We start from the raw sequence: 25,500 nt of genomic DNA on the forward strand, positions 1-25,500 counted from the left end.
GGCTGGCCGTCCGTCATTTGCCCCAGCCCGCCCAGGCCGGCCGGGTTTGCGTGATCGGGGGACGAACCGGAAACGCATGGCACGATCATGAAAATCATCCGTACGAGGAATTTCACGGCGAGCCGCCCGTGGGGCGCGCTCGACATCGCGAACATGGGCGGCATCACCACCCGCCTGCACTGGACCGACCAGCCCTACAAATGGCACGTCAACGACGGCGAGGAAGTGTTCGCCGTCCTCGATGGCCGCGTCGAGATGCGCTATCGCGTCGACGGCGACGAACATTCGGCCATTCTGGAAACTGGCGACGTGTTTTACGCGTCTATGGGTACAGAGCATGTCGCTTATCCACTCGGCGAGGCGCGCATTCTGGTAGTTGAAACCGGAGGCAGTGTCTGACGCAGTGCAACACCAGCGAGGACGAACAATGACCGCAGCGTGGTCGCGCCGCACGGCGCAGGTTCTACTTTCCATGGGCGTGGCGATATCGATGGGCGCCTGCACGATTGTCCCGTGGAGCGATACGACGCACCCCAGTACCTCTGCCCAGGCGTATCAATCCTCTTCGGGCGGCGTGCCGGCGGGTTACTACCGCGTGAACCCAGGCGATTCGCTGCTTTCGGTGGCGACGGCCTTCGGCCAGCGTGCCGAAGATGTCGCGAGCTGGAATCATCTGGCGCCGAACGCGCCTGTCACCGCCGGGCAGATCCTGCGCGTCGCGCCACCTGCGGCGATCGTGACAGGGCCCGGCGGCGTCGTTCCGCCTGCTGGCGGCACGCCCGCGCCGGAGGTATCGATGGTCAGGCTGGAGTGGCCCGTGCACGGCCCGGTCCTGTCGACGTTCAGCGCCGCCCGGAAGGGCATCGTGATCGGCGGCAAGCCGGGTGAACCGGTCAAGGCAGCGGCGACCGGACGCGTGGTCTACGCGGGAACCGGCATGGAGGCGTACGGGCCGCTCATCATCATCAAGCACGACGCGACGATCATCACCGCGTACGGCCACAACCGCGTGCTGCTCGTGAAGGAAGGCGACGCCGTCACGCAGGGCCAGACGATCGCGGAAATGGGCGCCGACGCGAACGGTTCCGGTTCGTTGCAGTTCGAAGTGCGCAGCAACGGCAAGCCAGTCGATCCGTTGACCTTGTTGCCGAAGGCTGGCGGCTGATCCGTCCGTTCAGGTGAAGCGGCGCACGCCGACGTGCGCACGGTTCTCAGCGCATCCATATTTGCATACACTGTCAGGTTCCATCTGCCGCGCCGCTGCGATTGTCTCGTTTCGCGGTGCCGCGCGGCACCGACCGCCAGTACAGGACCTACACATGATCGATTTGCGCAGCGATACCGTTACCCGTCCCACCGCGCCGATGCTGGCCGCCATGACGTCGGCCGAAGTGGGCGACGACGTCTGGGGTGACGATCCGACCGTCCTGCGTCTGCAGGCGACGGTTGCGGAACGCACCGGCAAGGAGGACGGCCTCTTCTTCCCGAGCGGCACGCAAAGCAACCTTGCCGCGTTGATGGCGCATTGCGCTCGCGGCGACGAATACATCGTCGGTCAGCTCGCGCACACGTACAAATACGAAGGTGGCGGCGCGGCGGTTCTGGGCAGCATCCAGCCGCAGCCGCTCGAAAACGCCGCCGACGGCACACTGGCGCTCGACAAGGTCGCGGCCGCGATCAAGCCGGTCGACGATCACTTCGCGCGTACACGTCTCTTCGCGCTCGAAAACACGATCGGCGGCAGGGTGCTGCCGGCGGGTTACGTCGCCGAAGCGGTGGCGTTCGTGCGCCAGCATGGCCTTGCCACTCACCTCGACGGCGCGCGGGTCTGCAACGCGGCGGTCGGTTCGGGCCAGCCGGTCAAATCGCTGTGCGACCCGTTCGATTCGGTGTCGATCTGTTTTTCGAAGGGACTGGGCGCGCCGGTTGGCTCGGTGCTGGTGGGCAGCAAGGCGCTGATCGACAGCGCGCATCGCTGGCGCAAGGTGCTGGGCGGCGGCATGCGGCAATCGGGCGTGCTGGCGGCGGCGTGCCTGTATGCGTTCGATCACAACGTCGAGCGTCTCGCCGACGATCACGCGAACGCGGCGCACCTCGCGGCCGGGCTCGGGCAGATCGATCAGGTGAACGTGCAGTCGGTGGCGACCAACATGGTGTTCGCGCAGTTTCCGCAGGCGCACTGCGTGCCGCTCGAAGCGTGGCTCAAGGAGCGCGGCATCCTCACGCAGATGTTGTATGCATCGCGTTTCGTGACGCACATGGATGTGTCGCGCGCCGACATCGACACCTTCCTCGCGGCAGTGAAGGCGTATTTCGCGCGCTGAGCAACGATCGGCCCGACCGCGACGCTGCACCGGCGTCGCGGGACGGCCAGAGCGTGCCGTTTTGTTTCTTCAAAAACGCAACTAACGGTCAAGCTAAAACGCCGTCATCGGACACATATGCACGTGACACAAACCAGGCGGACACTGGCGTTCAGGCCAGCAGAAGGGCGCCGTGAGCCTGCCACGGCTTTGCTGACGCAGGGTGCGCCGCGGGTACAAAGCACATCGCTCAGGCCCGCGGACGTCGCATGGCGGGCCATGCCGCCTGTCCGACACTCTCGTGCGTCCGGGCGGCAGGCACGCATGCCTCAGGAAAACGAGGCGAGCAGGATCGACAGCTTGCGGATATGCGCCTTGAATGCTTCGGCCGTTTCACGATCGTGCGATGAAACCAGATGTGGCGCCTCCGCCAGTTCGGCCTGCGCCTGGAACTCATCGGCGATCCTGCGTCGCGCGTCAGGCGGCATCGAGCGCACTACCGAAACGAGGAACAGCTCCTGGGCATGGAACATGCCGAGCATTGTCTGTACGTTCATGGCGCTTTCTCCGGGGACCCGGCTGTGACGATCGCGTACGCGTCGTTCGCGGCCTTCGGCGCTGTGTGCGCGCCATTTCATGTTAGTGCACCGGACTGTGCGTATCGTGCCCTGATGCACCGGATGCGTGCGGAAACGGGCAATAACCGTTCATTCGGGAGACGGGCCGTGCGGGTCGCGGGTTTGGCGCTGCCCATGACGCGAAGCCGCAAATGTCCTACTCTGCTTATTTAACCGCCTGACCGGCACGCGCCATTTTGCCCGCCGACCGCGCGGCCGGCGCGCGCCAGACAGGCACAACCCGGAGGCTTCGATGACAACCGTCGATCTGGAATTCGACCAGCTCAACAGTACCGTCGACGCGTTACGGCGCTCCATTTCCAATCGCCTGATGTACGGCGTCGGCAAGGATGCCATAACGGCGCGTCCGCAGGACTGGTTGCATGCGGCGGCGCTCGCCGTGCGTGACCGGCTCGTTGCGCGCTGGATGAAGACCACGCGTCTGCAATACGAACAGGACGTCAAGCGCGTCTACTACCTGTCGATGGAATTCCTGATCGGCCGTACGTTCACGAACGCGCTGCTCGCGCTCGGCATCCACGACCAGATGAAGGAAGCGCTGCACGATCTGGGCGTCGACATGGAAACACTGACCGATCTCGAGCCCGATGCGGCGCTCGGCAACGGCGGTCTTGGGCGGCTGGCCGCATGCTTTCTCGATTCGATGGCGACGCTGGGCATTCCTGGCTTCGGTTACGGCATTCGTTACGAATACGGGATGTTCCGTCAGCAGATCGTCGATGGCGAGCAGGTCGAGACGCCGGATTACTGGTTGCGCGCGGGCAATCCATGGGAATTTCCGCGACCGGAAGTGCAGTACCTCGTGCACTTCGGCGGGCGCACCGTGGAGCGCGACGGCCATATCGAGTGGATCGATACCGAGCACGTCAACGCGATGGCGTATGACACCGTGATCCCCGGTTATGCGACGAGCGCGACCAACACGCTACGACTGTGGTCCGCGCGCGCGACGGAGGAGCTCGATCTCACGGCGTTCAATCGCGGCGACTACCGGCGCGCGGTCGAAGCGAAAGAGACCTCTGAAAACGTCTCGCGCCTGCTGTATCCGGACGACTCGACGCCGGCGGGTCGCGAACTGCGCCTGCGCCAGGAATACTTCTTCGTGTCGGCGACGATGCAGGACCTGATCCGCCGGTATCAGCGCACGCACAGCACGTTCGGACGTTTCGCGGAAAAGGTCGCGGTGCATCTGAACGACACGCATCCGGTGCTGGCGATTCCGGAACTGATGCGGCTGCTCGTCGACGTGCATCACGTGCCGTGGGACAAGGCGTGGAAGCACATCGAGCAGATGTTCTCGTACACGAACCACACGCTGATGCCCGAGGCGCTCGAAACGTGGGACGTCGAAATGCTGGCGCGTCTGCTGCCGCGCCACCTCGAAATCATCTTCGAGATCAACGCGGAATTTCTGAAGCACGTCAGCGAAAGGTCGGGCCACGATGCCGAAATGATCCGGCGCATTTCGCTCGTCGACGAATACGGACAGCGGCGCGTGCGCATGGCGCACCTCGCGATCGTCGCGAGCCACAAGGTGAACGGCGTGTCGAAGCTGCACTCGCAGCTGATGACCAGACACATCTTCGCCGACTTCGCTCACATGTTCCCCGAGCGCTTCACGAACGTGACGAACGGCATCACGCCGCGCCGCTGGCTCGCGCAGGCGAGCCCGTCGATGTCGTCGCTGATTGACCAGCAGATCGGCACGCGCTGGCGGCGCGATCTTTTCGAGCTCGCGAAGCTGCGCGAACTGCGCAACGACGACGCGTTCGTCGCCGCATTCCATGAGGCGAAGCGGCAGAACAAGCTGCGCCTCGCGCATCGTCTGTCACAGGCGACCGGTGTGTCGTTCGATCCCGAGGCGCTGTTCGATCTGCAGGTCAAACGTATTCACGAATACAAGCGGCAGTTGCTGAACGTGCTGCACGTGATCGTTCGCTATAACCAGATTCGCGCCCATCCGGAGCGCGACTGGGTGCCGCGCGTCGTGATGTTCGCGGGCAAGTCGGCATCTGCCTACCGGATGGCGAAGACGATCATCAAGCTCATCAACGACGTCGGCGCGAAGGTGAACAGCGACCCCGTGATCGGCGACCGGCTGAAGGTTGTGTTCGTACCGAACTACGGCGTGAGCGTGGCCGAACTCATCATTCCGGCAGCCGATCTGTCCGAGCAGATTTCGATGGCGGGCACCGAAGCGTCGGGCACCGGCAACATGAAGCTCGCGTTGAACGGGGCGTTGACCATCGGCACGATGGACGGCGCGAACATCGAAATCTGCGATGCGGTGGGCCGCGAGAATATCTTCATCTTCGGTCATACCGCCGACGAAGTCGACGATCTGCGTGCGAAAGGATACCGCCCGCGCCAGCTGTACGAAGAGAACCCGGAACTGCGCACCGCGCTCGACCAGATCCGTACCGGCTTCTTCTCACCGGAGGACCCGCTGCGCTTCTCGGATATTTTTCACACGCTCGTCGACTGGGGCGATCACTACATGGTGCTCGCCGATTTCGTCGCGTTTGCCGAAGCGCAGAAAGCCGTCGATGAACGCTTCCGCGATACGCGCGCGTGGACGGAAAGCGCGCTTGAAAACGTCGCGGGCATGGGGCAGTTTTCGTCGGATCGAACGATCACCGAGTACGCGCAGGGCATCTGGCATGTCAAATCACTCGACCTTGGATGACGACGCGGTTCAGGCGATGTTGCCGATGCCGCCGAAGTGACGACGAATGCGGTGAGGCGGGATTCACCGGCCTCGCCGCATTGTTTTTTGAGCGGCTGGCTGACGTTTAGCCGCCGAGCGCTTCGGTCGGTTTTTTCGCCCGCAAGCCGATCTGGCCGCTCGCGAAATCGAACAGCACGTCGATGTTCTGCATCGCCATCAGGCCGATGACGATGCGGTTCTGTCCGCGGCGTGTCTTCGCGACTGTGACCTGCGCGGCATCGAAGCGATGCACCCACGACCCGACGCCTAACGCGGTGTTGAAGTTGCCCTGTTTGAGCATATCGAAAACTCTCGGACCGTTGATGGGTAAGGGTTCCAGACCTTCTCTGGGCCTGATTTTCTGAGTTTTAGCCCCGTCTTAACCCCAATCTTGTCTACCCCATTTGCATTGATTGCACTCGACGCCGCAGACCGGGAAGGGGCAAACCCCTGCCTTATTCGCTCCCTTCCGTCGCGGGCGTTGAGGCATTAATCTACGCGCTGGACAACAAAAAACGACCGGACGACCCATGCAAGACCTATTCAAAACTATGCTGACGCCGCAGTGGTTGATATCAGTGGTGGTGATCGGGGTACTACTCAACATCCTGAGCAGCTATCTGAAATCCGGAATCGACCGGGGCGCATCATCGGTGATGGGCCGATTTGCCCGGTCACGATCACGCTACTGGAAAGCACGCCGGGACATGATCATCCGACTGGCGCACGATCCCGAATACAACAGAAGCACCCGGGTTCGATGCGAGATAGACGGCTTTATGAGTGTGGTCTTACTAGGTGGCGGGTTCGTGGCTTTGATATTGGCGGCATCGGGACTTTCAATGACCTACGTGCCGGGGAAAGTGCCTCCACTAAATGGGCGTCTACCGATCTTTATTCTCTTCGTGATCGGTTATTGCAGCTACATGGTCGCGGCAGGATTCCTGGGGAGAAGGATGCTGTACCGGTCGGCATTGATTTGGTCAGAGAAGCACGTGGGCGTTACCCAAGAAACGCCGCAAGTTGTTGAAACGACTTCAGCCACGGAAAGCACGACACCATGACCCGCAACCTGTACACCGGCAGAGAGAACCCGCCAGACCCCGCCACGGATTCAGAGCGAGTCGTGATCAGTCACGCGATGGGGAAAGCGACAGAAGCGCTAAAGGTAGTCCGCTCGATGGTGCTGGCCGTCAGGGTGAGCGATGACTCTGTGCGGGCACTGGAAGTGATAGACGCTGCATTGAAGGTGTTACGCTAGACGCGTTTTCAACCCAGCCGGAGGCATGATGACCACGAGCATTGATGACCAATGGAAAGACCTTTGCGAAGAACATGACCGCGCACGTGATGCCATCGCTGAAGTCATGTCCGACCGTCGATCAGGGGTGTATCAGGATTCTGATTTCTGGCAACGCCTGACAACCGCGCAAACCCGACAGAAAGCCGTGGAAAAGAAAATGAGCGACTTCCGGGAAGCGAATTCCGGAGCGTAAGGGGCGCTACTCCAGATTCCGGCAGTACAGCAACGACGTGCGCAGCATCGCATCGTGAGAGGTAAGGACCGTAGACATAGCGCGCTCCATTTTTGCAATTGATTGCAGCGGTCAGAACACAATCCGCGCGAACGCGATAAACCACGCGACCACCAGCACCGACAGAGTTGCCAGCACCGCCCACGCGCCATGGGCATTCATGATGGCAAACCGGCTTTGAGGCGGGCGAATTCATCGCGCCATGCATCCGCGAAATATCCGGCTTCCGCGCGAAGCTGTTCGTAGGAAATTTTCAATCGCGACGCGATCAAGGCGTGTTCAATCTTGGTTGATGCACCAGCTTTGGAAATAGCGTTTGCGATCCTTTGCAATGACTCCCAGCAGCCGGTAAAGGCCACGTTAAAGGCATTCAGCAACTCGAAGCGAGCCGGAGAAACTTCCATATTCTCAACGACCCATCCGATTGATTCATTCCTGAAATTCAAAAAATCATCGTATTCGCGCAGCGCGGTTTCAATCATTTCAAATCTCCCTTTAAATACAGTTCAAAAGCACGACGGGCATGCTCCGACATTGAAAGCCCGGATTTATTGGATAGCTCGACCAGAGGGGTAATTATCTGGTCTGGCAGGCTGAATATAAGGCGGCGCATTTTGAAGCGCTTTTGCGCCACTTTCGGGGCATCTGTCATTTAGAATGGTCTCACTCGACGCTGAAAGCGTAATGGCGAATTAATATCACGCCGATGACTAATCATCACGCGTCTGAAAATTGCCGTCAAGTCATTGGCTCTAAAGCAACGTTAGGTGAAAACACCTAGAAAATAAATATCGAGAGATAGTGCGGGAGCTACACGATTACTTTTAATCGAAATACCGCGTTATTCGTCAATCTGGATTTTATGGCAGAGGAAAACAGGCCGATGAAATAATTTACCCCGCTTCCCCTGAAGGGATGTCTTGTATAAGATGACCTTATTGAAGCCAGACCAGAAGGGAGTCAGATTATGGCGAATATCGCAGAATCAAACGTGGCGACGTGTATCGTCCTGCCCAGAGTACTAAGGGCGGAAGTGCAGGAATACGCGCTTAAACACGGGATATCGATGGCGGAGGTAATCCGGCAGGCAATCACAGAATGCCTGGACAAACACCGGACAGCCTCCCTGGTAGAGGAACAGACTGAACCGGGAGAACACTGATGGGAATCGTTATCGACGGGAAAGATATTGAAATCTCGGAGGCGTTCGAAGCAAATCTATTTAGTGAGGATTCCCGTAATAAGGCCACAATTGCCGCCGAAGCAGACGATTACGTAGAAGGCGGGATAGGGGTGATGTTTCCCGTAATCAGGATGCTGAAAGGCGACCTGATTGCAGCACTCGTAGTGTGCAAAATCGCGTGGGATACGCTGGAAGTCAATGGTGGAGAGCCGGAAGACCTCCTACTCGCCAACGGAAAGAGCTTTACAGGTGGAAAGCCGATATCTCCCGATAACAGCATGCTCTTTCAGTTCGATATGTCTCGCAGACACCTGGAGATGGGACTCGACCGTTACGCCGATTTTGTCATGCAATACATTGTGGCGCGCACGATAGCGGTTAACCTGACGAAAAACCCCTCTACTATCGATTCGCTAGTTGAAACGGTTCTCGTTGACGAGAAAACCGTCTGGCAAAACACCGGCCTGAAACCAGTCAAGGTGAAGAAGGCATTCGAGGATTTGAGAGCTATTGGATTGATTGAATAAAAAACCCCGAAACGTTGGCAGCGAATCGGGGTTCAAGGGTTCAGTGGTGGTCGCCATGAGAACCGGAACTAATCATCAGAGATGATTTTACTTAGTTCCGGCCAGCAACACAAATAGAATTTGAAGCCGGAGCAACATCGTGAATGAATCATCAGACCACACGCAATCACTTGCACTGTTAGACAATCCCACGAATGGCGCTATGTTCGCCGTAGCCGAAGTCGTATCGGAATCCCAGGCGAAATTAAAGAAGCCGCGTCCGATGGTCGGACTGCCGAAAGAACCGGAGCGCACGTACGATATCCGGGATATGGCCGCATGCGGTGGAAGTATTCTGGCCGCGCATATGCTGTATGACATTCGATTCTGGAAAAGCCAGCCAAAATTTGAAAATCAGCCCGTATCCCGAAGCATCGCGGAATGGGGAGTAAGGTTTAAGTGTTCCAAGCAGAATGTCCGCACCGCGATTAAGCACCTTCGTGCCAGCGGTCAGGTTCAAATCACTGAAGACTGGTTCAATGGGTCAAAAAGCACTCACTACTTTTACACCGGAGCCAAATCCCGTACCCGTGTTGTCTCTAACACAGGGTGTGTTAAAACTAACACAGGGTGTGTTAGTAGCAGCACGACCATTACAGATATAAATTCAGATGCAATGGCAGAGTCAAAGTCAAAGACAAATTCTGCACAGGCTTCGCCTGATGCAACAACCGCATACCCCGAAGTCGTCCAGGAGAAGTCAGGGAAGACCAAGCCTGAAAACAAATACACACCTCCTCCGGTTGAGGCAGCACCTGATTCGGAAAAACCGAAACCGACTGAACCTGCACATCTCCCTGAAAAATTCCTGGACGGAAAGAAGAAACTTAATTCAAGTGCCGTTCTCTGGATGGAATGCGTCAACACACCCGGCGACTCCGATCCTCTGGTGCTGGATGCTGAACACGCCAACATGCTGAAACAGGTGGCGACGAAGTTTTCGAAGAGCCAGATTTATCTCAACGAGATCATCCGGAACCTGTTCGATGGTAACTACGGGAAGTTTTTGTGGAAGATCACGACGGACTTTGGAGAGGACGTGCGATTCACCCCGAAGAACGGCCTGTACATGCTGAAATTGTTCGTGATGCATCACCACGTCGCATACAGCTTGATGCCCGCCGAATGGCGCGCGATTCACGACCCGCTCTGCAAGGCCGCGCTCGATGCCGAACTGGCCGCGTATGAGCAGCCCAAAGGGTTAACGCCTGACGCCACAGAGCCGGTCACCACGCCGACGACGGAGCCTGCCCCTGTAGAAGATACCCCTGCACCAAAGAAGGCCCTGGAAGTCCCGATGGGCGAAGCGGAAAAGGCGGCGAAGCGGGCGGAAAGTCTGGCGATGCTGCAAGCAGCGAAGAATGCCAAGCCGCAAGCCACAGACGCACCCGCCATGACGATGCCGGAGCATGTCCCCATGGCAGATACCCCGACAGAGCCGGAAGCCGTCAGCGAGCCGGAACCCGAGGCCCCGGCAGAAATCCCGAAGGCAGCAGAAATCCCGGCACCCATCGAGATTTTCGATGAACGTGCAGACGCGGCAGCGGCGATGGGCGGCATGCCCTTGACCCTGGAACAAAAATGCAGTGGAGCCGCCGACTGGCGATTGCAGCAAGCCGAGAAATCCGCAGCGATGGCAGCGGCGGAAGCGGTAGAAAAGGCCAAAAAAGCGACCAAAACGGGCAAGCCGCCAGTCCCGAAACCGCACCATCTTTTCGACGCTTACGATTAGTCAGGAGTGCAACCAGTTGCACTGAATTAGACAAACAGATTAGGTGTGCGATAGATATCGAAGAAATTTGCAAATACCTGTTCCAAGTTAATGCCCGGTTTGGAATAATCAAATACATTGGGCGACAACGCTAAGGAATCGAGAAATGGCTTATCCAACATCACACGGCATCGACGGTAGCCCGCACTATCACGGCGGATATGACGCGCCGCAGGAAGAAGGCCCGGGGGGATATCTCGGCGGCGGTCGGCCTGTTGGTAAGGTAGGCAAAGACGGACTGGTGGAGCGTATCCACACGGAAGCCCGCACGAAGCGGGATTTTTACGAGTACGGATTGCCAAAAGGTGCGACGAAGCGTTCCACGTGGATGGGAGCATTCATGCGTGAGCCTGAACTCATGATGCGCATCAGCACCAACCCGAGCACCAACAAAGCCTTTGCTGCGAGTTGGCATCGCGACCACCGCGCCGATGGAACGATGATCATCCCGCGCAATGCACAAGGCGCGCTGGTGTTGCCTGAACTGGTGCTGCGATGAGCCCCGAACAAGCCAAATTTTTCCGCGAGCAGCAGGAATTCAAGGCAATCCGCGATAAGGCCAGCCGCGTCTTTCAGGCGAACGGCAAAATCATGCCGTTTCATGGCGAAGAAACCCCGAATGAGTACCGCGTAAAACTGCTAAACGCCCTGAGTGGCCTCCCGTACAGCATCGGGTTCGCTGGCGATCCAGCAGAACTGACCCGGCAGGAGTCCAAAGTAATGAGCAGGGCACTCGAAGCTGCGCACCGCTCGCCAACCCTGAATGAAGTGGTGTACGTCGACCAAAGCGGTCGGCCGGTTTCCGAGTTTTACGGCCAGAAGCGTAGCTGGATGGATCAGTTCAAAGACGCGCCCCGGTTGATGGTAGCCGTCAACGAAGAGCCGTTTAGGCTTTAACGAGAGAGGCAGTCATGGCAGACCCGACCCAGAAGACGTGCCCCAGATGCAAGGCATCCAAACCGGTTAGCGAGTTTGGAAAGCTAAAGACACGAGCGGATGGACTGAGCCATTATTGCAAAGCTTGTAGCCGCGCAATTTTTAAGGCGTGGTACCTACGGCACCGCGAAGAGCGCCTGAAGAAAATTGCCGAGTGGAAGGCCGCGAACCCCGAAAAAGTGCGGGAACAGCAGAAAAAATATCACCAGAAGTATTACCAGCGTGCCAAGGAAACCGCGTAGGAGACACCATGACAGCAACCAGGAACAGATGGCCGGATGCCCGTATGCCCCGCTCACGCGTGGTGAGTGTCGAGCGCGCAATTCCTCCGGGTCAAAGCTGGGTGGATAAATGCATGCGTCCAGATCGCCGGGAACAATTGCTGGCAGGTAGGCCGCTGCGAAATGAGCCGCTGAAGGAAGCCCCGAAAGAAGGTGTGTGGGGTCCAGGATGGCTGACGGGAGTGGCGAAGTGATGGAAACGCAAGAATTGTCGCCATCACAGCTTTTAATGGCCGAGGTCGGAGAACTGAGCCTGGTGCTGCGGGGTTGCGCAAAAGGTGCCGAGCCAGAAATAGACAGGTCATATCGCGCGCTTGTGTTGCTAGAAAAGATGGGAGACCGTCTATATTTAGCATCGCAGTTCGATCCCGACAACACCATTTTTGCAGAATATATGGCCGATGTTGTCACGTTAATGAACAAGACCGCCGCCCACATAAAGATGCTGGAAGAGGCGATGGAAGTGGCGGTAGAAGAGGCTGCACACAGCACCCTGCACTAACGCAATTTGGGATTTGTCAAAGAAAGTTAGCAGTGCAATTGATTGCATTGGGGAAGAACGAGATGGCCGAAAAAGTTGTACTGCGTATCCCCGTGGACTCCGAAGAGTTCGACGGTTTTTTAGAGCGTTACCACGCCTACCAGGAAAGCGTAGCCAAGTCTCCGGAACAGTGGAGAGACGTCAACGCAGAAATCAATCTGCTGGGTGGTTCCTTTGAGAAGGCAGCGAGTGAATCCGCGAAGATCGAAAAGAGCCTTTCCAGCCAGAAACTCACGGGGGCCGGTGGCACGATTGCCGCGCTCGAAAAATCATCTGCCCGAACTGCTAAGTCCTGGGAAGCCACGGCCAAATCCCTGGAAAAATCCAGCCGCTTCATGGCCGCACTTTCCCGGGGAAGCATCAACCTGGCTGCATTCGGGGGTGTCTTAGGGGCGACAGCCGGAGCAGCAGCGGCAGTAGGTGGCGCGGTAGCAGCATCGGCCAGCGACATTGCCGGTCAGAATCAGGAAGCCCGTAGCCTGGATTTACCCATCGGAGCCACAAAAGATTTCGCGGCGCAATTCGAGAGATTCGGCCTGAAATCAGCGGACCTTAGCAAATTCGCCGATGCCGCAGCGGATGTTTCAAAATGGCAGCCGTTGATAACCGCAGGATTGACGCCGCACGAAATCCAGACTTATGACCCTGAACGGCTCGCCTATGAGTTCGACAAGCGGGCCAGCGCTCAGTATCGGGAAGACAAAGCCCAGGGACGACCAGCCGGAAGCATCGCGGAAGCCCGGGGCTACACACAACTCCTGGGTCTGGACCAAATACGGACGGGCGCAAGCTACTCCGACACCGACTTTGACAAGGCGCAGCAAGCGTATAAAACCCAGCTTCCCAAATTCGAAATTGATGAAAAAGACGCCCAAAAGGCGACAGACGCCAAGTCCGCACTCGACAGCAATTTCGATATTGCCAAAAACCGTATCGAGTCCGCATTCACGGAGCTAACGCCCGAGGTTATTAAGGCATCCAACGCCTTCACGGACCTGACTGTCTCTTTCCTGAAGTCAAAGGAATTGAAGAAATTCCTGGACGAGTTGCCCAATCATCTTAACGAGGCAGACGCGGGCGCAACCTGGCTTAATGACAAGATCATCGCGGCGCAACGGGGTGACTTCGACCCGAAATTCATCCACGGCGATTCCGACAAACAGCAGAAAAGTATTCAGGATAACTACAAAAAATGGCTCGACTCCGACCACAAGGCGGGCGTACTCGCGCATGACACCGGGGCTGGTTTCTGGCCCTGGGACTCACGCACCGACAAAGAAAAATCCAACACGACGACGACCGGCAGCGTCACGCCGAGCAGCGCAGCACGTCTTAACAATCCCGGAAATCTGCGCGTGCCAGGCAGCACCACGGAATTCCAGAAGTTTGCCAGCAAGCAAGCTGGCCTGAGTGCAATGGACCGCCAGCTAAATCTGTACTACACCCGCGACCATCTGAGCAGCATCGAACAAATCCTCACGAAGTACGCACCGACGAGCGAAAACGACACCGCTGGGTACATCGCGGACGTGTCGGGGAAGACCGGATTCAGGGCCGATGAAAAATTAAACCTCTCCGACCTGAAAACGCGTGCGGCACTCGAAGCGGCAATGATCCAGCACGAATCCTCGAATTTCAAGGAAATGAATGCTGACTACATTGCCCAGGCGCTATCAAAAGGCATCACGGTCAAAACCGTAAAAGACACGACCCCCACCAATGCCGCGCCGGTTAGCTACAGCCCTGCACGACCGTCTAACGATGGACGCATGGCACCGGTCAACATCAATCTGAACATCAACAGCAGGCCGGGGGCTGATATAGGGTTGAGCACCGGCGCGCTGCCTTATTAGTGGACCGTAACATGAGATATTTTCAGGTTGATATCACCGACCCCAAGACCGGCGAAATCCTCGTGCCAAATTTGAATGGGAAGCCGGGGTACACGCGCGTAGCCCGTACCACGCTGCTATCAAGTTATACATCCCTGGTTCAGGGAGCCAGCGTTTACACCCCAGGCGGCACGAATCGGGCAGCACAGGAATTCGAATGCGATATCCCGGTAACGACCGCCGAGGCATCAGTATCGAACGGGGCCATCACCTTGCATGGGGTCGGTTTAGGGGAAATCGCGCAAGCCGCGAACCTGAACGGAATGAATGTTGCCATTTACGGCGGCATGGCAAAGGGCCTGCCACTGGCTAACCCCCAACAAGCGGGGCGTCTCGCATCCGGCCAGATTTTGCAGGCGTTTGGTAACTGGATCGGTTCGGACCAGGCTTTGACGATCATCGTCAAATCTTTGGGTTCCTCTCCCACCAGTAACCAGACGACCGGCACGCCCAGCAGCTACACGACGGTACCCGCACCGACACGGAATGCAGCCCCGGCTAATCTCGTCTTTCAATGGAAAGCGGGCCAGCCGTTACTTACGCCACTTATCGCCACGCTAAGCACGGCTTTCCCCAAATACACAATCTCCGGGTCCGTAAGCCCTAACCTGGTATGGACCGGCGCGGATGAAACGGGCTACTTTGCCACGCTCCCGCAACTGGCGGCATACCTCAACCAGAAAAGTCTGAGCATCATTGGCGGATACGCCCCGAATGCTGATTATTCGGGCGTGCTAATCACTCTCGATGGAAACGATATCGTCATCGTCGATGGCACGACGGCGACCACGCCGAAGCAAATACAATTCACCGATTTAATTGGTCAGCCGACGTGGGGCCAGCCCCGGGAAGTCCAGATAACGACCGTACTGCGGGGCGATATCAAGGTATTGGATTACGTGACCTTACCCGATGCACCTGGCACCACCACCACCGCCAGCAAGTCACAATTTTTCAATCCCCAGCCGGGAAGCCAGTACGCCAGCATGAAATCCGGCAGCATTTTCACCGGCACTTTTCTGGTAAAAACTCTCCGCCATGTAGGAGCCTCAAGAAATCCGGAAGGTACAGCCTGGGTTACCACGCTGGATTGCATCTTGACCGGCCAGCCAAAGAATCCGGTCTCCAAACTACCGGTATTGCAACGACCGAACCAGGCTTACCTCTTCCACACGCCATGACGCAGGGATGCGTAGCAAACGCATAGACGACAAGCCCCGGGGAGAGAGATGATGAGTAACAAACAGACCATTAACGAGAGCAGCACCCCATAACCTTTTTATAGAGGGCACGTTCACACCCGTGCAAGCCATGAAAACTTTCCTGACCATGGAGCAGAAACGCTTCGTAGTGCGATGCTTGGCGAAATTCGATTCGCTGGGTCAGGTGGTGCGCGCCATGAAAGCGGAATTTGATATTGAGATCACACGGAACGGCATCCAAAGATACGATCCGACGACCGCACAGGGTAAGACGTTGAGCGCTGAATTGCGCACGCTCTTTCATGAGACGCGGAAGAATTTCATTGAAGAGATCGAAGTCCAGCCGCTTGCGCAACGTGCGACCCGTCTTAACGTTTTGACCCGTGCGTTAGAGAAGGCAGAGAATGCGGGCAACATCAAAAGCATCGTCAACGTGATAGAAGCAGCACGTCGTGAAGTCGCCACCTTTGAAATACTCGATGATGATCCGGATGCATTGAACGATGGGGTGGGGGCAGTCAAGGTGTCTGGCGTGCTGCAAATCGGCTGGGGTAGCAGTCCCCGTCAGATTGGTGAGCCGGTTTTTAGTGACGACCCCGTAGCTGGTGATCCGGAAGCAGCAGAGCAACCCCCAGCAACCCCCGCCCCGCAAAATGTAGCGGTGCATTCGGAGCCAGTGCAACCGCAGGGGCACGCAGTGCAATCAATTGCAGAGCCCATCGCACAGCTACAAACGCCGGAGGACGATCATGGCCAGGCAGGTAGTACGTAGACGCAAAGACCCTAACGGCAACGGTTCATGGATCAAAACCGATATTTTCGGCAGGGATTACTACTTCATTGCCAACACCCTGCCCGATGAGCCGTTAGGGGAATTAACCGAAGAAGAGCAGGAAGCGGCATGGCAACGTGCTGAGTCAGTACGTAAAGTTTACACCGGTGTTGGCGAGTTTAAAGGGGCTAAAACGCCACTAAATGCCACACCCGCCAGCACGAATGCCGCAAATAAGCCTGATAACGGATGATAAAGTTACAAAGTTATAATGAGATACGCCAAGCCATTGATAACAAAGCCCATTACGGAATTGAAAATATTTACATAATGGAAATCAGCGAGCTTTTGGCCTTTTATGTATCTGTAAGACTCGTTGTAAGCTGGAAAAATCTACAACGAAGTCTGAACGAAGTCTGAACGCAGTCTAACGAAGTCAGCACGGGGTTTAGCAGCAGCACGCATCACCCGCATCACCCGCATCACCCGGAATTGACAAAAGGTCAACCTTCATCCGGAGCGGAATAGACATTTCGTCAATTTCACCCCCCGGATTAAAGCCAGTTTAAGAAGTGCCCGCAGAGAAGTTACAGCCACTTGAATTCACCTTCATAAATAGGAGTACATATCATGCCGAACGTCACCACCAACGCACCCTTCCCGCCGACAGGATCACAGATCGCCGTGGTGATTCCCAACGTGGTGGGCGGGGTGCTTCAGAATCCCGGCACCCTCACGGGCGTGGTCGTCTCCCAGCCCATCGCCGTGAAGACCGGCAGCGCGCCGATTGATATCTCGTTTTACGACAGCGTAGGCACCCCCGCCGCCAACGCCACACCCATTGCGACCATCAAGGCCGATCAGGGCTATCAGCCCGTACCCCTGAACGTGCAATTTACGACCGGTCTTTACGCGGTGCAGCGCTCGCAATCGTCGGTAGCCGTGTCATTCGAGTAAAAAAATGCCCGCCACGGTTTTGAAGTTTGAGAGGAAGCCCGCACCGGCACCGGCAGTGCAATCAATTGCATTCAATGACCGCACGATGCTGGGCATCACCTCACCCACCCTCATTCATGCTGGCCCGTGCCGGTTGATATGGGTATCGATTATTAGCGGGGGTTTTGCCGTGTATGACGCCCGCACCCTGCACGTCGGGCCGGAGCGTCTGATTTGCAGAACAGGTCCAGGCACTGAAGGGCCCTTAATCCGGCTCGACTGGCCATGCATGAAAGGACTGGTGATCGTACCGGAAGCAGACAGCGTGATCGCGATTTTATTCGTGTAGGGATCGAAGAGAGGCAGACCATGAAAAGCGCAAAGCTAACGCCGGAACAGCATGCCGACGAACTGGAACGATGGGCTATCGAATCCACGCAACCGCACCGCCCCGGCATGGCCTTTATCACCAGCACCTATGGGGAGCGGGTGGAAGCCACGTATCAAACCGATTTACGCAAGGTCACGTGGAAAATTAACGGACGCTCTGCGACCAAAGAACAGGTGGTGCGGGCTATCGCGGATGCTGACAGACGCCCCGCACCCTCACGCATTTATTGAGGCCAGCAATGGAAGCCCTACGAACGTTCGTGATCCGGCAGAGCGAACTATCCCGCCAGCAGGTGTTCGAGGGCGAACCTAACGCGCACTGGAAGCGGGGTACGAATTCCACACTTCCACCTGCCACGCTTATTCCCGGGCCGAGGATCGTACAGCGGGACGACGAGCGGGACGAAGAGCAGCATGAAGAGCCACAGGAAGCGCCACAGGAAGCGCCCGTCACGCACAGGCGTGGTCACTCACCGGAGACCGTGGCGCGCGTGATGTTACTGACTGGGCGGGGCCGGAATTCACGGGAGATTGCTGAAAGTATGGGTCTTACCCCGTCGGCGGTGTCCAGCATCAGGGCACTGGTACGGAAGCGTAACGCGGCCCCGAAGCCCGCCCCGAAGCCCGCCCCGAAGCCCGCCCCCATCACGCAACTACAAACTCAATTGCAATCAATTGCACAGGACTGCCAACCGGCGAAGCCGATCATTGAACTGGCGAAGCCAGCATCTAACCCCTTGCTTCGCACTACGTTGCCGCGCATCCCCGATGCCCCGCGTCTGTTCGTGCTGGATTGGGCTCGCAAGCTGGCCGCCATCGAATTTGAAGCCGCGAAGCCCGTAAAAAAGCCCCGCCGTAGCACGCAGAGCCACACGAATTATCTGACCCGCTCGCAGTTAAAAGAATCCCTGAACCGGTATTTCCCCAAAGCAGCCACGGTCATCAACCCCGCCCACCATGCGCTGGAAGCGTTTTACAAATGACGCTCTTCGCACTCGAAGCCTTAAAAGAGGCAGCACACCATGGAGCCGTCCGCGTGGTAATCGGTGCAGCCATCATCACGGCATACCTCGACACGGCCAGCCACGAGGTCCGATGGGCATGCAACGGCGCAGAGAGAAGTGAGACATGGGTAGATGAATTTTTAAAGCGTAGCTGGAAACAAAATTAGAACGAAACCGCTACCTTCCCCGGGTCATTTAGCGGACATTGATAGCTATCAGTTTCCGCCCATCGCCACACCATTCCCGCACGATCACCTTTATCCGTTCGGATACCTATTTAAAAGAGAAGTAATTTTTCTGCACCGTTTCCCGTAAGCGCTAACCTTTGGTGGTAAAAGTGGTGGTAAATCGGCATTCGCCATTTTTATAAACAGCCGCCAACCCCTTGCACCAAGGACGGATGGCATCCGGAGGGGGTTACACCGTCTAACCCTCATGGATCAATTCCCACCCGAGACAGCACCGCCCTGGAACTGGCAAAGCCGGACGTGACAACGTATCGAGCCAGTGCGCAGATAAAGTTCCCGAGTTCCCGGGCAGAGGCGTGCAGACACGACCGTTAAGCTGTCCATGCGCGCACAACACCCGGGAACCGGGGAACCGCATCAAAAGGCCAGCAAAACGCGCTGTAACGTGTCTTTGCCGGTTCCCAATGATCGGGGAACAGTCATCCCGGCAGCACGTAGAACACTTCCGATGATGGACCGCCACGCGTGCTGCGCTGGTGACGTTCGACGGCCACCGCACCCTCTGACTCCAGATGCTTGATACAGCGTCCGAACGTCGCACTATCGAGCCGGGATTTCTTCAATAGCGCCGAGTGCGACACGAGTCCATGATCGACGGCGATGTTGTTCGCCTCTTCGAAGCGCACGCCCGTGAATGGCCGCTTGCCTGATATCGCATCACGCATGGTCTGTTCAATCTTGCGGGCGTCACGAACAACTTGCGAGTCGGTCATGGAGTCGGTGAAGCCTGACAGGCACGCGTGCGAGTAGCGGACGAAGCGTACGCCCCATTCGAGATGATCGGGCGTCACGACCTGTACGTCATCCCAGACCGCCAGCACCAGCGCGATACGCTTCGCCATTTCCAGTGCGCGCATGCATAGCGCACGGCGCGTGGCATCGGCAGAGCGTGCGCCCTCGTAGAAGGCGTCTCCGGCTTCGCGTTCCAGTTCCATCGCCTGAGAGGTGCGCGGCACCACCTGAACGTCATCCTCCGGACGGGTCATGGGTGAGCCGAAACGGGAGACGCTACGTGCCGTCGCACCTAATGCCGATTCAATTTCAGAGTAGAGATCGCCGCGCACCGGATAGGCCGGGGGCGGGAAGTCTTCACCATCGACCAGCAGACACCGACCGAGAAAACCGGTTTCGATCAGGCTCGCAGGTATGCCGCGCATCTTGGCATGCGTGGTGACTCCGAACAGCGTGACGTAAGGGTGATATAGCGTGATCGATGGCCGTCGCGCGAGTGTGCGGGTGGTGATCGAACTACCGGACCGGCTGAATAGCTCCAGCAGCATCTTTTCCGCTGCGGTCTGATAGCTGGCCGCTTTGTTGCCACTGATAGCGCCGATCAGATGCGCGAGTTCGTCTACGCACAGCACCAGCCGGCGTTCCAGAGTCATGCACAGTGAGTCTTCGATACCTTGACCGCTTCCGATGTTACTGACCGCCTGACCACCGCCGACCTCCGCCAGCGTTTCGATCAGTTTCAGCGGCCCATCTTTGCCTGAACCCGTACCGGCCAGACCGGCGATATACAGGTTGCCGCGCAGCCCATCATCGAGTGCCCACCGACCATGCATGCATGCGCTCATTGCAGCGAGTGCAGCGCCGACCGTCAGCGCGGGTTGTAGCCGGTGCTGGTGCTTCATGGAGATTGATACCAGCGATTCCATCGGCCCGGGAAACGGTGATATCAACGGGCGTGCGTTGTTGGTTGAGGTTCGCACCACCTCAAGAGCCGTCATTTCCCTGACTCCAGAAAGGCCCGCACCGTTTCCGTCTTCCAGTACGGTTTGCCGTCGCTGCCATCGGCCTCGGGAATGACGCCCGCGTTGAGACGTCTATAAAACGTGGTGGCCGATATGCTCAGCAACGTCAGCAGATGGCCGACACGCAGCCGCCCGGGTTGATTCAGGGGGGTGATTACCGTCTTGGGGCGCGTGCCCCCTGTACGCTTCTTTTTCGCTACAAACTGGACTGCCATATGCCCTCCCGGGCGTGCGGCACTCCATTGCCTGAGTTAACGAGAAAGAGACGCCCAGGGTAAGGGCGTCCATCACAACACTTACTGCTTCCGTCAGTCTGCGCAGTATTCGAGCACTTCTTCCGCGCTCATATCGAAGCGGGAGCCCGCAGCGATAACATTGGTGTACAAGTCCACGAGCATGAAATTGCCATAGTTGTCGACACTGTTAGCGCGCCAGCGGGATTTTGTAGCGATTAGGCCAGCCGCTTTCGCTGCACGACGTGCGCGGGCTTCGAGCGCCTTTTCAGCGCGGTCAAGATCAATGCTCATGTTCGACTCCATTTGTGGACGCGCGAGCGTCGCCGGTTAAGTGACACCGGTATGGAGTGCGAGACGTGGACAGGCAGGGGGAGGGTTGTCGTGAGCATGGAAACAGCAACCCCTTGCGGGCCACCGTCAACGCCTCCATGCTCAGGTGTACGGCCATGTTGCCAGCGAATGCGCCGGGATGCAACACTAAGATTGTGCTTAGTGTGCGGTGGCGCGCAATTCGTCCAGCACGTCGGCCCAATGCTGGAGCATCGTCGTGCGCTCAGTCAGATACTCAGCCTTGTTATACGCGGCAGCAATCTGATTGCGCTGGACGTGAGCAAGCTGGCGCTCAATCGCGAGCGGTTCAAACTTGCCCGACTCGTGTATCCATGTTGAGAACGTGCCCCGGCACCCGTGCGGCGAGAATCCAATCGATCCCCGACCGGAGAAGCCCAGACGTTCAAGTGATGCATTAAGCGCTGTCGCGCACATCGGGGCATTCTCATGCCGGGAGTTCGGGAACAGCCAGTCAGTGTGGCCGGTGATTTCCCGTAGTTCCTTCAACAGCACGACCGCCTGGGCAGACAACGGTACAAGGTGCGGGCGTTTCATTTTCATGCGCTCCAGCGGAATGCTCCACAGCGCGTTGTCGAAATCAAACTCAGTCCAGCGAGCCGCGCGCAGTTCCACAGAGCGCGTCGCGGTAAGCATCAGCAACTGAAGCGCGATTCGCATGGGCCGACCCCCGCCCCCGGTTTGCAGCGCCTTGAAGAGGTCTTGCAACTGGCTGGCGTTCAGCGCCTTGTTGTTCTTCACCGGGGGCATCACTACCGCATCGGCAAGCCTGAACCCGACCGCCGGATTGTTGTCGCACCGACCACTGACCACACCAAGCCGGAACACTCCTGAACACCAGGTTTTCAGCAGTGCCGCGAGTGAAGGTGCGGACGTGCGCAGTTCGTCGTCGCGTAGCTTCTTACGACGGGCTACGTCCCGCACCAGATGGTAGATATCAGCGGTGGTGAGCGACTTGATGGGGCGCGCGCCAATCGGCGTATCCCGAACGTACTTACCCATGTAACGTTCAATCTGTTTGAGGTAATACGGGCTCCATTTGGTGCGGTTCAGGTCTATCCATTCCGCAGTCACGCCCCAGAAAGTGGTGGCCTGTTCGGTCAGGGTTTTTTGCTTTTTGGCCTTGGCGTGGGCGTTCGGGTCGATGCCCTGCGACACCAGCTTTTCAGCGGCAATCCGCGCTTCGTGTGCTTGCACAATCGACACGTCCGGCCACTTCCCGATGGTGAGGGTGCAGTCTTTTCCGGCATGCCGGTATGACCACTTCCAGACCTTGGAGCCGACCGCCGACACCAGCACGAACATGCGGTCACGGTCACTCAGTTTGAACGCCTTGCGAGCCGCTTTGGCCGCCATGGCTTTCTGTTGGTCTCCGGCCTTGTAGCCGCGTTTTATATCGGTGATGGTGAGCGCGCTGGACATTGAGTAACCCTCCATGGGGGCCTCAAGTTTACCCGAAATTTAACCCCCGTTTAACCCCATTTTGGGGAATGCAGTCGAATGCAAGAAAATGCAATACCCTCTGAAATCCCATATCTATAAGGGTTTAAGAATGCTGAAGAATGCAGGGTGGTGCGTAAGGTGGTTGCCCTGTTTGAGCACCTTGCCTTCACTGTCGTCATCGAGCCAGTTGGGGGTCGTGTCGGTCTCGATGCGGATCATGTCCATTCCGCCCGTCGAAAACACCACGGGTGCGCAGAAGCTCATTTTGTCGGCGACCTGCACGCATCCTGCCGGCCATTTTCTTACGCCGTCGCTGCCTGTCCGCATCGGAAACATCGTGAACTCGCTGCTCAATGCCTTCGATGGCGTCAGCAGAAGATACGGCCGCGCGAGGTTCGCGTGAACGATATAGCGCAACCCGATGTTGCCGGGCAGCGCACGTAGCGGTTGCGTGCAGCACGTGTCGTCCGGCTGCTCCGCGCCGACGCCGAAAAGGCCCGAAAACGCCCAGCCGAATTCACCGGTATAACCGTCCATCGCGACGCAGCGTTTCGCGCCTGGCTGGCAGCGGACGTCGTCGACGGATTGCGCGGTGACGTCGAACGGCCTGGCTCCGACAAAACCGACCGGCAGTTTGACGAGCGGCCCCGATACCTGCGCATCGTTCGCGAACACCATCGACGTTCTGCCGCCCACTGCCGGATAGTCCTTTCGCGGCAACACCGAGGAGAGCACGCGAACCCCCTGCGTGCCGGTGTCGAGCATCATGTAGACCGCCTTGCCGTCGATCTGGATGGGCAGGCCGAGGCGTGACTGGCCTCGATCGCTGCGCTCGACGTTGAGCGCGATCACTACGCCATCCCGGCCGCCGTTCAGAAGGCTCGCGGCGGGCGGCGGCGGTGTCGGTGTGACGATGGGCGTCGAGCAGCTGCTCAGCGCGCAGCTCAGGACGCTGGTCGACAGAAGAACGACGGCCAGCCGGCCGCGCAGAAAGGACTTGGGCATGAGGACCTGTTTCGCAGTGAGCGCGCAATAACGGGGCGCTCACTGTACGCGGCTGGTTCGCCGCATTTGAAACAATGTGTCAAGGCCTGGGATCAGTTCTGTCGCTGCACGGGCGTTACGTTACGCCTGCGGATTTTCCCGGGTGGCGGCGATGGCTGCTGCGCCTGCCGTTATTGCGGCCTGCTGCTGCGCGGTTTTGGCCTGCATCACGGTCTGCTCGACACGCTCGACGAAGTCACGATCGACGCTGGACAGCGCTTCGCGTTCGCCATCGTGCGTGTCGACGATCAGGCGATGGGTGACGTCCTGCGTGAGCCACGCCAGCGCGCCGACCACGGTCATCATCACGCCGCAGACAAGACCCGCCGGCGACGAGAGCACCCCGCCGACGATAGCGCCCGCCAGACCCGCGAGCGAAATCACGAGCGGCACGACCCGGTTTTTCTGCACGGTGACGACGCGCGTTTGCTGGATTTCGCGCAATGCGAAGACCTGGCCGGCGGCCGAAAGAGAATTGCGCGTGACCGACACGCCGCGCTCATTGAAAGGAATTTCCATCGATTCGAAGTGATGGGGGGGGAAAGGCCGCAGAGTAACAGAAGCGACGATGGAGTTGCGCGGGTGCGTGCAAAAGGACCGGGGAAGCAGCGCTGCCATCAGCAGCTCGGGGTTTGACAAATGGTTCCAATAATGGAACCATTCATAAATGATAGAAAAAACCCTCGAACAGATGCGCCGTCAACCCGCCGGCGTCCGGTTCCTGGCGCTGTTCAACGTATGCGAAGCGTATTTTGGCAAACCGCGCCAGGCCGGCAGCAGTCACGCTGTCTTTAAAACGCCGTGGCCGGGTGATCCCCGTGTCAACATCCAGAACGATAAAGGCAACGCCAAAGCGTACCAGGTACGTCAGGTCCTCTAAGCCATTGATAAACTGAAAGAGAGCCAGCACGCCCACTGATCACTATACCTACCGCGTAACCTGGTCGCCTGAGGACAACGAGCACGTTGGCCTTTGCGCCGAATTTCCCTCGTTGTCGTGGCTCGCGCGCTCGCCCGATGCGGCGTTGAAAGGCATCCGCTCGCTCGTCGCGCAGACGGTTGCCGACCTGCGCGAGAACGGCGAACCGGTGCCGGAACCGCTCGCGGAAAAGCGCTATAGCGGTGAATTCCGCGTCCGGATTCCGCCGGAGCAGCACCGCGCGCTGGCCATGCAGGCCGCGGAGCAGGGCGTCAGTCTGAATCGCCTCGTCAGCATGAAACTGGCTGCCTGAGCGTCGCTGCGTGTAACCGGGACGCGCCCGAATAAATATGGTCTGGGAACCTGCTGACGCGCGCAGGCCAGTCGTCAAAGCATCAAAGACAAAAATGCCGTTCAGCTGAACACTGAACGGCATTTTTTCTGCTTCTTCCGACGGGCTTTTAAATCTGCTCAAGCCTCGTCGGCGTCTTCACGCTATTGCGATCAGAACTTGTGACGCAGGCCCACGCGAGCAGCCAGCTGCGTGTTCGCACCAGCCGTACCGAAGTAGCTTGTGCTCGAACCGATCTGTGCCTGCACGTCGCCGGTTGCCGCGTTGTGACCCGACGCCTGCTGGTAGATGCCGAGCACGTACACGTCGGTGCGCTTGCTCAGTGCATAGTCGACGCTGGCGTCGAACTGGTTCCAGTGGCCCGAGTTCGCGTCCGACAGGTGCATGTACGTGTAGCCGAGGCCACCCGTCAGCGCCGGCGTGACTGCGTACTTCACGCCCGCTTCATAGGCTGCGAACGTCGTCGATCCGCCGGTGAGCGGTTCAAGACGCGTGTTCG

General features: G+C 58.1%; 33 protein-coding genes. 21 read left to right on the forward strand and 12 right to left on the reverse strand.

The features are described from left to right. Positions 1-87 precede the first annotated feature (87 nt). The 3 genes from LPA34_RS23570 (at position 88) to ltaE (ending at position 2,324) form a co-directional block, all read left to right on the forward strand. Positions 88-399, forward strand: coding sequence for a cupin domain-containing protein (locus LPA34_RS23570; protein WP_228982797.1), 312 nt, complete (start codon positions 88-90; stop codon positions 397-399). A 28-nt stretch (positions 400-427) separates the two neighbouring features. Further along, positions 428-1,165 carry a peptidoglycan DD-metalloendopeptidase family protein gene (locus LPA34_RS23575; protein WP_228982801.1) on the forward strand — a complete coding sequence of 246 codons (738 nt, stop codon included), beginning with the start codon at positions 428-430 and terminating at the stop codon, positions 1,163-1,165. A 154-nt stretch (positions 1,166-1,319) separates the two neighbouring features. Further along, a complete protein-coding gene (ltaE, locus tag LPA34_RS23580; protein ID WP_228982802.1) occupies positions 1,320-2,324 on the forward strand; it encodes a low-specificity L-threonine aldolase in 1,005 nt (334 codons plus the stop codon). A 308-nt stretch (positions 2,325-2,632) separates the two neighbouring features. Here ltaE and LPA34_RS23585 read toward each other — a convergent pair whose 3' ends face one another. Next, positions 2,633-2,860, reverse strand: coding sequence for a hypothetical protein (locus LPA34_RS23585; protein WP_228982803.1), 228 nt, complete (start codon positions 2,858-2,860; stop codon positions 2,633-2,635). Between the two features lie 313 nt (positions 2,861-3,173). Here LPA34_RS23585 and LPA34_RS23590 point away from each other — a divergent pair, with 313 nt between their 5' ends. Then, complete coding sequence (locus LPA34_RS23590) at positions 3,174-5,627, forward strand: glycogen/starch/alpha-glucan phosphorylase (RefSeq protein ID WP_228982804.1); 2,454 nt, start codon at positions 3,174-3,176, stop codon at positions 5,625-5,627. A gap of 106 nt (positions 5,628-5,733) precedes the next feature. Here the strand turns inward: LPA34_RS23590 and LPA34_RS23595 are convergent, their stop codons facing one another. Then, positions 5,734-5,949, reverse strand: a complete 216-nt coding sequence (locus LPA34_RS23595; RefSeq protein WP_324251780.1) for a hypothetical protein — start codon at positions 5,947-5,949, stop codon at positions 5,734-5,736. A gap of 229 nt (positions 5,950-6,178) precedes the next feature. On the opposite strand from LPA34_RS23595, the gene LPA34_RS23600 reads away from it, so the two are divergent. Together LPA34_RS23600 and LPA34_RS23605 are read left to right on the forward strand one after the other, a co-directional pair. Beyond that, on the forward strand, positions 6,179-6,712 hold the full coding sequence (locus LPA34_RS23600) for a hypothetical protein (protein ID WP_228982811.1): 534 nt from the start codon (positions 6,179-6,181) through the stop codon (positions 6,710-6,712). Positions 6,713-6,934: 222 nt separating this feature from the next. Continuing rightward, a complete protein-coding gene (locus LPA34_RS23605; protein WP_228982814.1) occupies positions 6,935-7,144 on the forward strand; it encodes a hypothetical protein in 210 nt (69 codons plus the stop codon). A gap of 197 nt (positions 7,145-7,341) precedes the next feature. Here LPA34_RS23605 and LPA34_RS23610 read toward each other — a convergent pair whose 3' ends face one another. Both LPA34_RS23610 and LPA34_RS23615 read right to left on the reverse strand, forming a co-directional pair. Then, positions 7,342-7,665, reverse strand: a complete 324-nt coding sequence (locus tag LPA34_RS23610; protein WP_228982821.1) for a hypothetical protein — start codon at positions 7,663-7,665, stop codon at positions 7,342-7,344. Further along, entirely contained in the window at positions 7,662-7,835 is a 174-nt protein-coding gene (locus LPA34_RS23615; protein WP_228982823.1) for a ribbon-helix-helix domain-containing protein, read from the reverse strand. Before LPA34_RS23615 ends, LPA34_RS23610 begins: the two co-directional genes overlap by 4 nt. Before the next feature lie 509 nt (positions 7,836-8,344). Between LPA34_RS23615 and LPA34_RS23620 the strand changes: the two genes are divergently transcribed. The 14 genes from LPA34_RS23620 to LPA34_RS23685 all read left to right on the forward strand — a co-directional run bounded on the left by LPA34_RS23620 (position 8,345) and on the right by LPA34_RS23685 (position 18,636). Continuing rightward, positions 8,345-8,893, forward strand: coding sequence for a hypothetical protein (locus LPA34_RS23620; protein WP_228982826.1), 549 nt, complete (start codon positions 8,345-8,347; stop codon positions 8,891-8,893). 139 nt (positions 8,894-9,032) lie between these two features. After that, positions 9,033-10,664, forward strand: coding sequence for a hypothetical protein (locus LPA34_RS23625; RefSeq protein ID WP_228982831.1), 1,632 nt, complete (start codon positions 9,033-9,035; stop codon positions 10,662-10,664). Positions 10,665-10,809: 145 nt separating this feature from the next. Further along, positions 10,810-11,202 (forward strand): hypothetical protein, encoded by a 393-nt coding sequence (locus tag LPA34_RS23630; protein ID WP_228982832.1) that lies wholly within the window; start codon positions 10,810-10,812, stop codon positions 11,200-11,202. Then, on the forward strand, positions 11,199-11,600 hold the full coding sequence (locus tag LPA34_RS23635) for a hypothetical protein (protein WP_228982834.1): 402 nt from the start codon (positions 11,199-11,201) through the stop codon (positions 11,598-11,600). Before LPA34_RS23630 ends, LPA34_RS23635 begins: the two co-directional genes overlap by 4 nt. Before the next feature lie 14 nt (positions 11,601-11,614). Beyond that, the gene (locus LPA34_RS23640) at positions 11,615-11,881 is read left to right on the forward strand and encodes a hypothetical protein (protein WP_228982836.1); all 267 of its coding nucleotides are present in this window, start codon (positions 11,615-11,617) and stop codon (positions 11,879-11,881) included. Positions 11,882-12,113: 232 nt separating this feature from the next. After that, positions 12,114-12,422, forward strand: coding sequence for a hypothetical protein (locus tag LPA34_RS23645; RefSeq protein ID WP_228982839.1), 309 nt, complete (start codon positions 12,114-12,116; stop codon positions 12,420-12,422). A gap of 32 nt (positions 12,423-12,454) precedes the next feature. Beyond that, positions 12,455-14,314, forward strand: coding sequence for a hypothetical protein (locus LPA34_RS23650; protein WP_228982841.1), 1,860 nt, complete (start codon positions 12,455-12,457; stop codon positions 14,312-14,314). A gap of 11 nt (positions 14,315-14,325) precedes the next feature. After that, entirely contained in the window at positions 14,326-15,534 is a 1,209-nt protein-coding gene (locus LPA34_RS23655) for a hypothetical protein (RefSeq protein WP_228982846.1), read from the forward strand. 130 nt (positions 15,535-15,664) lie between these two features. Beyond that, the gene (locus LPA34_RS23660; RefSeq protein ID WP_228982849.1) at positions 15,665-16,327 is read left to right on the forward strand and encodes a DUF2280 domain-containing protein; all 663 of its coding nucleotides are present in this window, start codon (positions 15,665-15,667) and stop codon (positions 16,325-16,327) included. Then, positions 16,305-16,580: a hypothetical protein gene (locus tag LPA34_RS23665; RefSeq protein ID WP_228982851.1), complete on the forward strand. Its 276-nt coding sequence runs from the start codon at positions 16,305-16,307 to the stop codon at positions 16,578-16,580. Before LPA34_RS23660 ends, LPA34_RS23665 begins: the two co-directional genes overlap by 23 nt. A 377-nt stretch (positions 16,581-16,957) precedes the next feature. Further along, on the forward strand, positions 16,958-17,284 hold the full coding sequence (locus LPA34_RS23670; RefSeq protein ID WP_228982852.1) for a hypothetical protein: 327 nt from the start codon (positions 16,958-16,960) through the stop codon (positions 17,282-17,284). Positions 17,285-17,288: 4 nt separating this feature from the next. Continuing rightward, entirely contained in the window at positions 17,289-17,612 is a 324-nt protein-coding gene (locus LPA34_RS23675) for a hypothetical protein (protein WP_228982854.1), read from the forward strand. A gap of 20 nt (positions 17,613-17,632) precedes the next feature. Further along, entirely contained in the window at positions 17,633-17,884 is a 252-nt protein-coding gene (locus LPA34_RS23680; protein ID WP_228982858.1) for a hypothetical protein, read from the forward strand. Positions 17,885-17,892: 8 nt separating this feature from the next. After that, positions 17,893-18,636: a hypothetical protein gene (locus tag LPA34_RS23685; RefSeq protein ID WP_228982861.1), complete on the forward strand. Its 744-nt coding sequence runs from the start codon at positions 17,893-17,895 to the stop codon at positions 18,634-18,636. A gap of 688 nt (positions 18,637-19,324) precedes the next feature. On the opposite strand, the gene LPA34_RS23690 is transcribed toward LPA34_RS23685, so the two are convergent. From LPA34_RS23690 to LPA34_RS23720, 7 genes are all read right to left on the reverse strand, one after another. Next, positions 19,325-20,635, reverse strand: a complete 1,311-nt coding sequence (locus tag LPA34_RS23690) for a DUF3987 domain-containing protein (RefSeq protein WP_228982863.1) — start codon at positions 20,633-20,635, stop codon at positions 19,325-19,327. Beyond that, entirely contained in the window at positions 20,632-20,874 is a 243-nt protein-coding gene (locus LPA34_RS23695; protein WP_228982865.1) for a hypothetical protein, read from the reverse strand. Before LPA34_RS23695 ends, LPA34_RS23690 begins: the two co-directional genes overlap by 4 nt. 93 nt (positions 20,875-20,967) lie before the next feature. Beyond that, positions 20,968-21,186 carry a hypothetical protein gene (locus LPA34_RS23700; protein ID WP_228982868.1) on the reverse strand — a complete coding sequence of 73 codons (219 nt, stop codon included), beginning with the start codon at positions 21,184-21,186 and terminating at the stop codon, positions 20,968-20,970. A gap of 198 nt (positions 21,187-21,384) precedes the next feature. Then, on the reverse strand, positions 21,385-22,665 hold the full coding sequence (locus LPA34_RS23705; protein ID WP_228982874.1) for a tyrosine-type recombinase/integrase: 1,281 nt from the start codon (positions 22,663-22,665) through the stop codon (positions 21,385-21,387). 114 nt (positions 22,666-22,779) lie between these two features. After that, on the reverse strand, positions 22,780-23,691 hold the full coding sequence (locus LPA34_RS23710; protein WP_228982876.1) for a hypothetical protein: 912 nt from the start codon (positions 23,689-23,691) through the stop codon (positions 22,780-22,782). 120 nt (positions 23,692-23,811) lie between these two features. Continuing rightward, the gene (locus LPA34_RS23715) at positions 23,812-24,249 is read right to left on the reverse strand and encodes a DUF6232 family protein (protein WP_228982878.1); all 438 of its coding nucleotides are present in this window, start codon (positions 24,247-24,249) and stop codon (positions 23,812-23,814) included. Between the two features lie 142 nt (positions 24,250-24,391). Beyond that, complete coding sequence (locus LPA34_RS23720) at positions 24,392-24,640, reverse strand: hypothetical protein (RefSeq protein ID WP_228982879.1); 249 nt, start codon at positions 24,638-24,640, stop codon at positions 24,392-24,394. Positions 24,641-24,722: 82 nt separating this feature from the next. Between LPA34_RS23720 and LPA34_RS23725 the strand changes: the two genes are divergently transcribed. Continuing rightward, positions 24,723-24,962: a type II toxin-antitoxin system HicB family antitoxin gene (locus LPA34_RS23725; protein ID WP_228982881.1), complete on the forward strand. Its 240-nt coding sequence runs from the start codon at positions 24,723-24,725 to the stop codon at positions 24,960-24,962. A gap of 191 nt (positions 24,963-25,153) precedes the next feature. On the opposite strand, the gene LPA34_RS23730 is transcribed toward LPA34_RS23725, so the two are convergent. Next, positions 25,154-25,500, reverse strand: a 347-nt coding sequence (locus LPA34_RS23730; RefSeq protein WP_228982884.1) for a porin, incomplete at its 5' end; no start/stop codon positions are given.

The sequence above is a fragment of the Paraburkholderia gardini genome, from assembly GCF_907164575.1.
GTDB lineage: Bacteria > Pseudomonadota > Gammaproteobacteria > Burkholderiales > Burkholderiaceae > Paraburkholderia > Paraburkholderia gardini.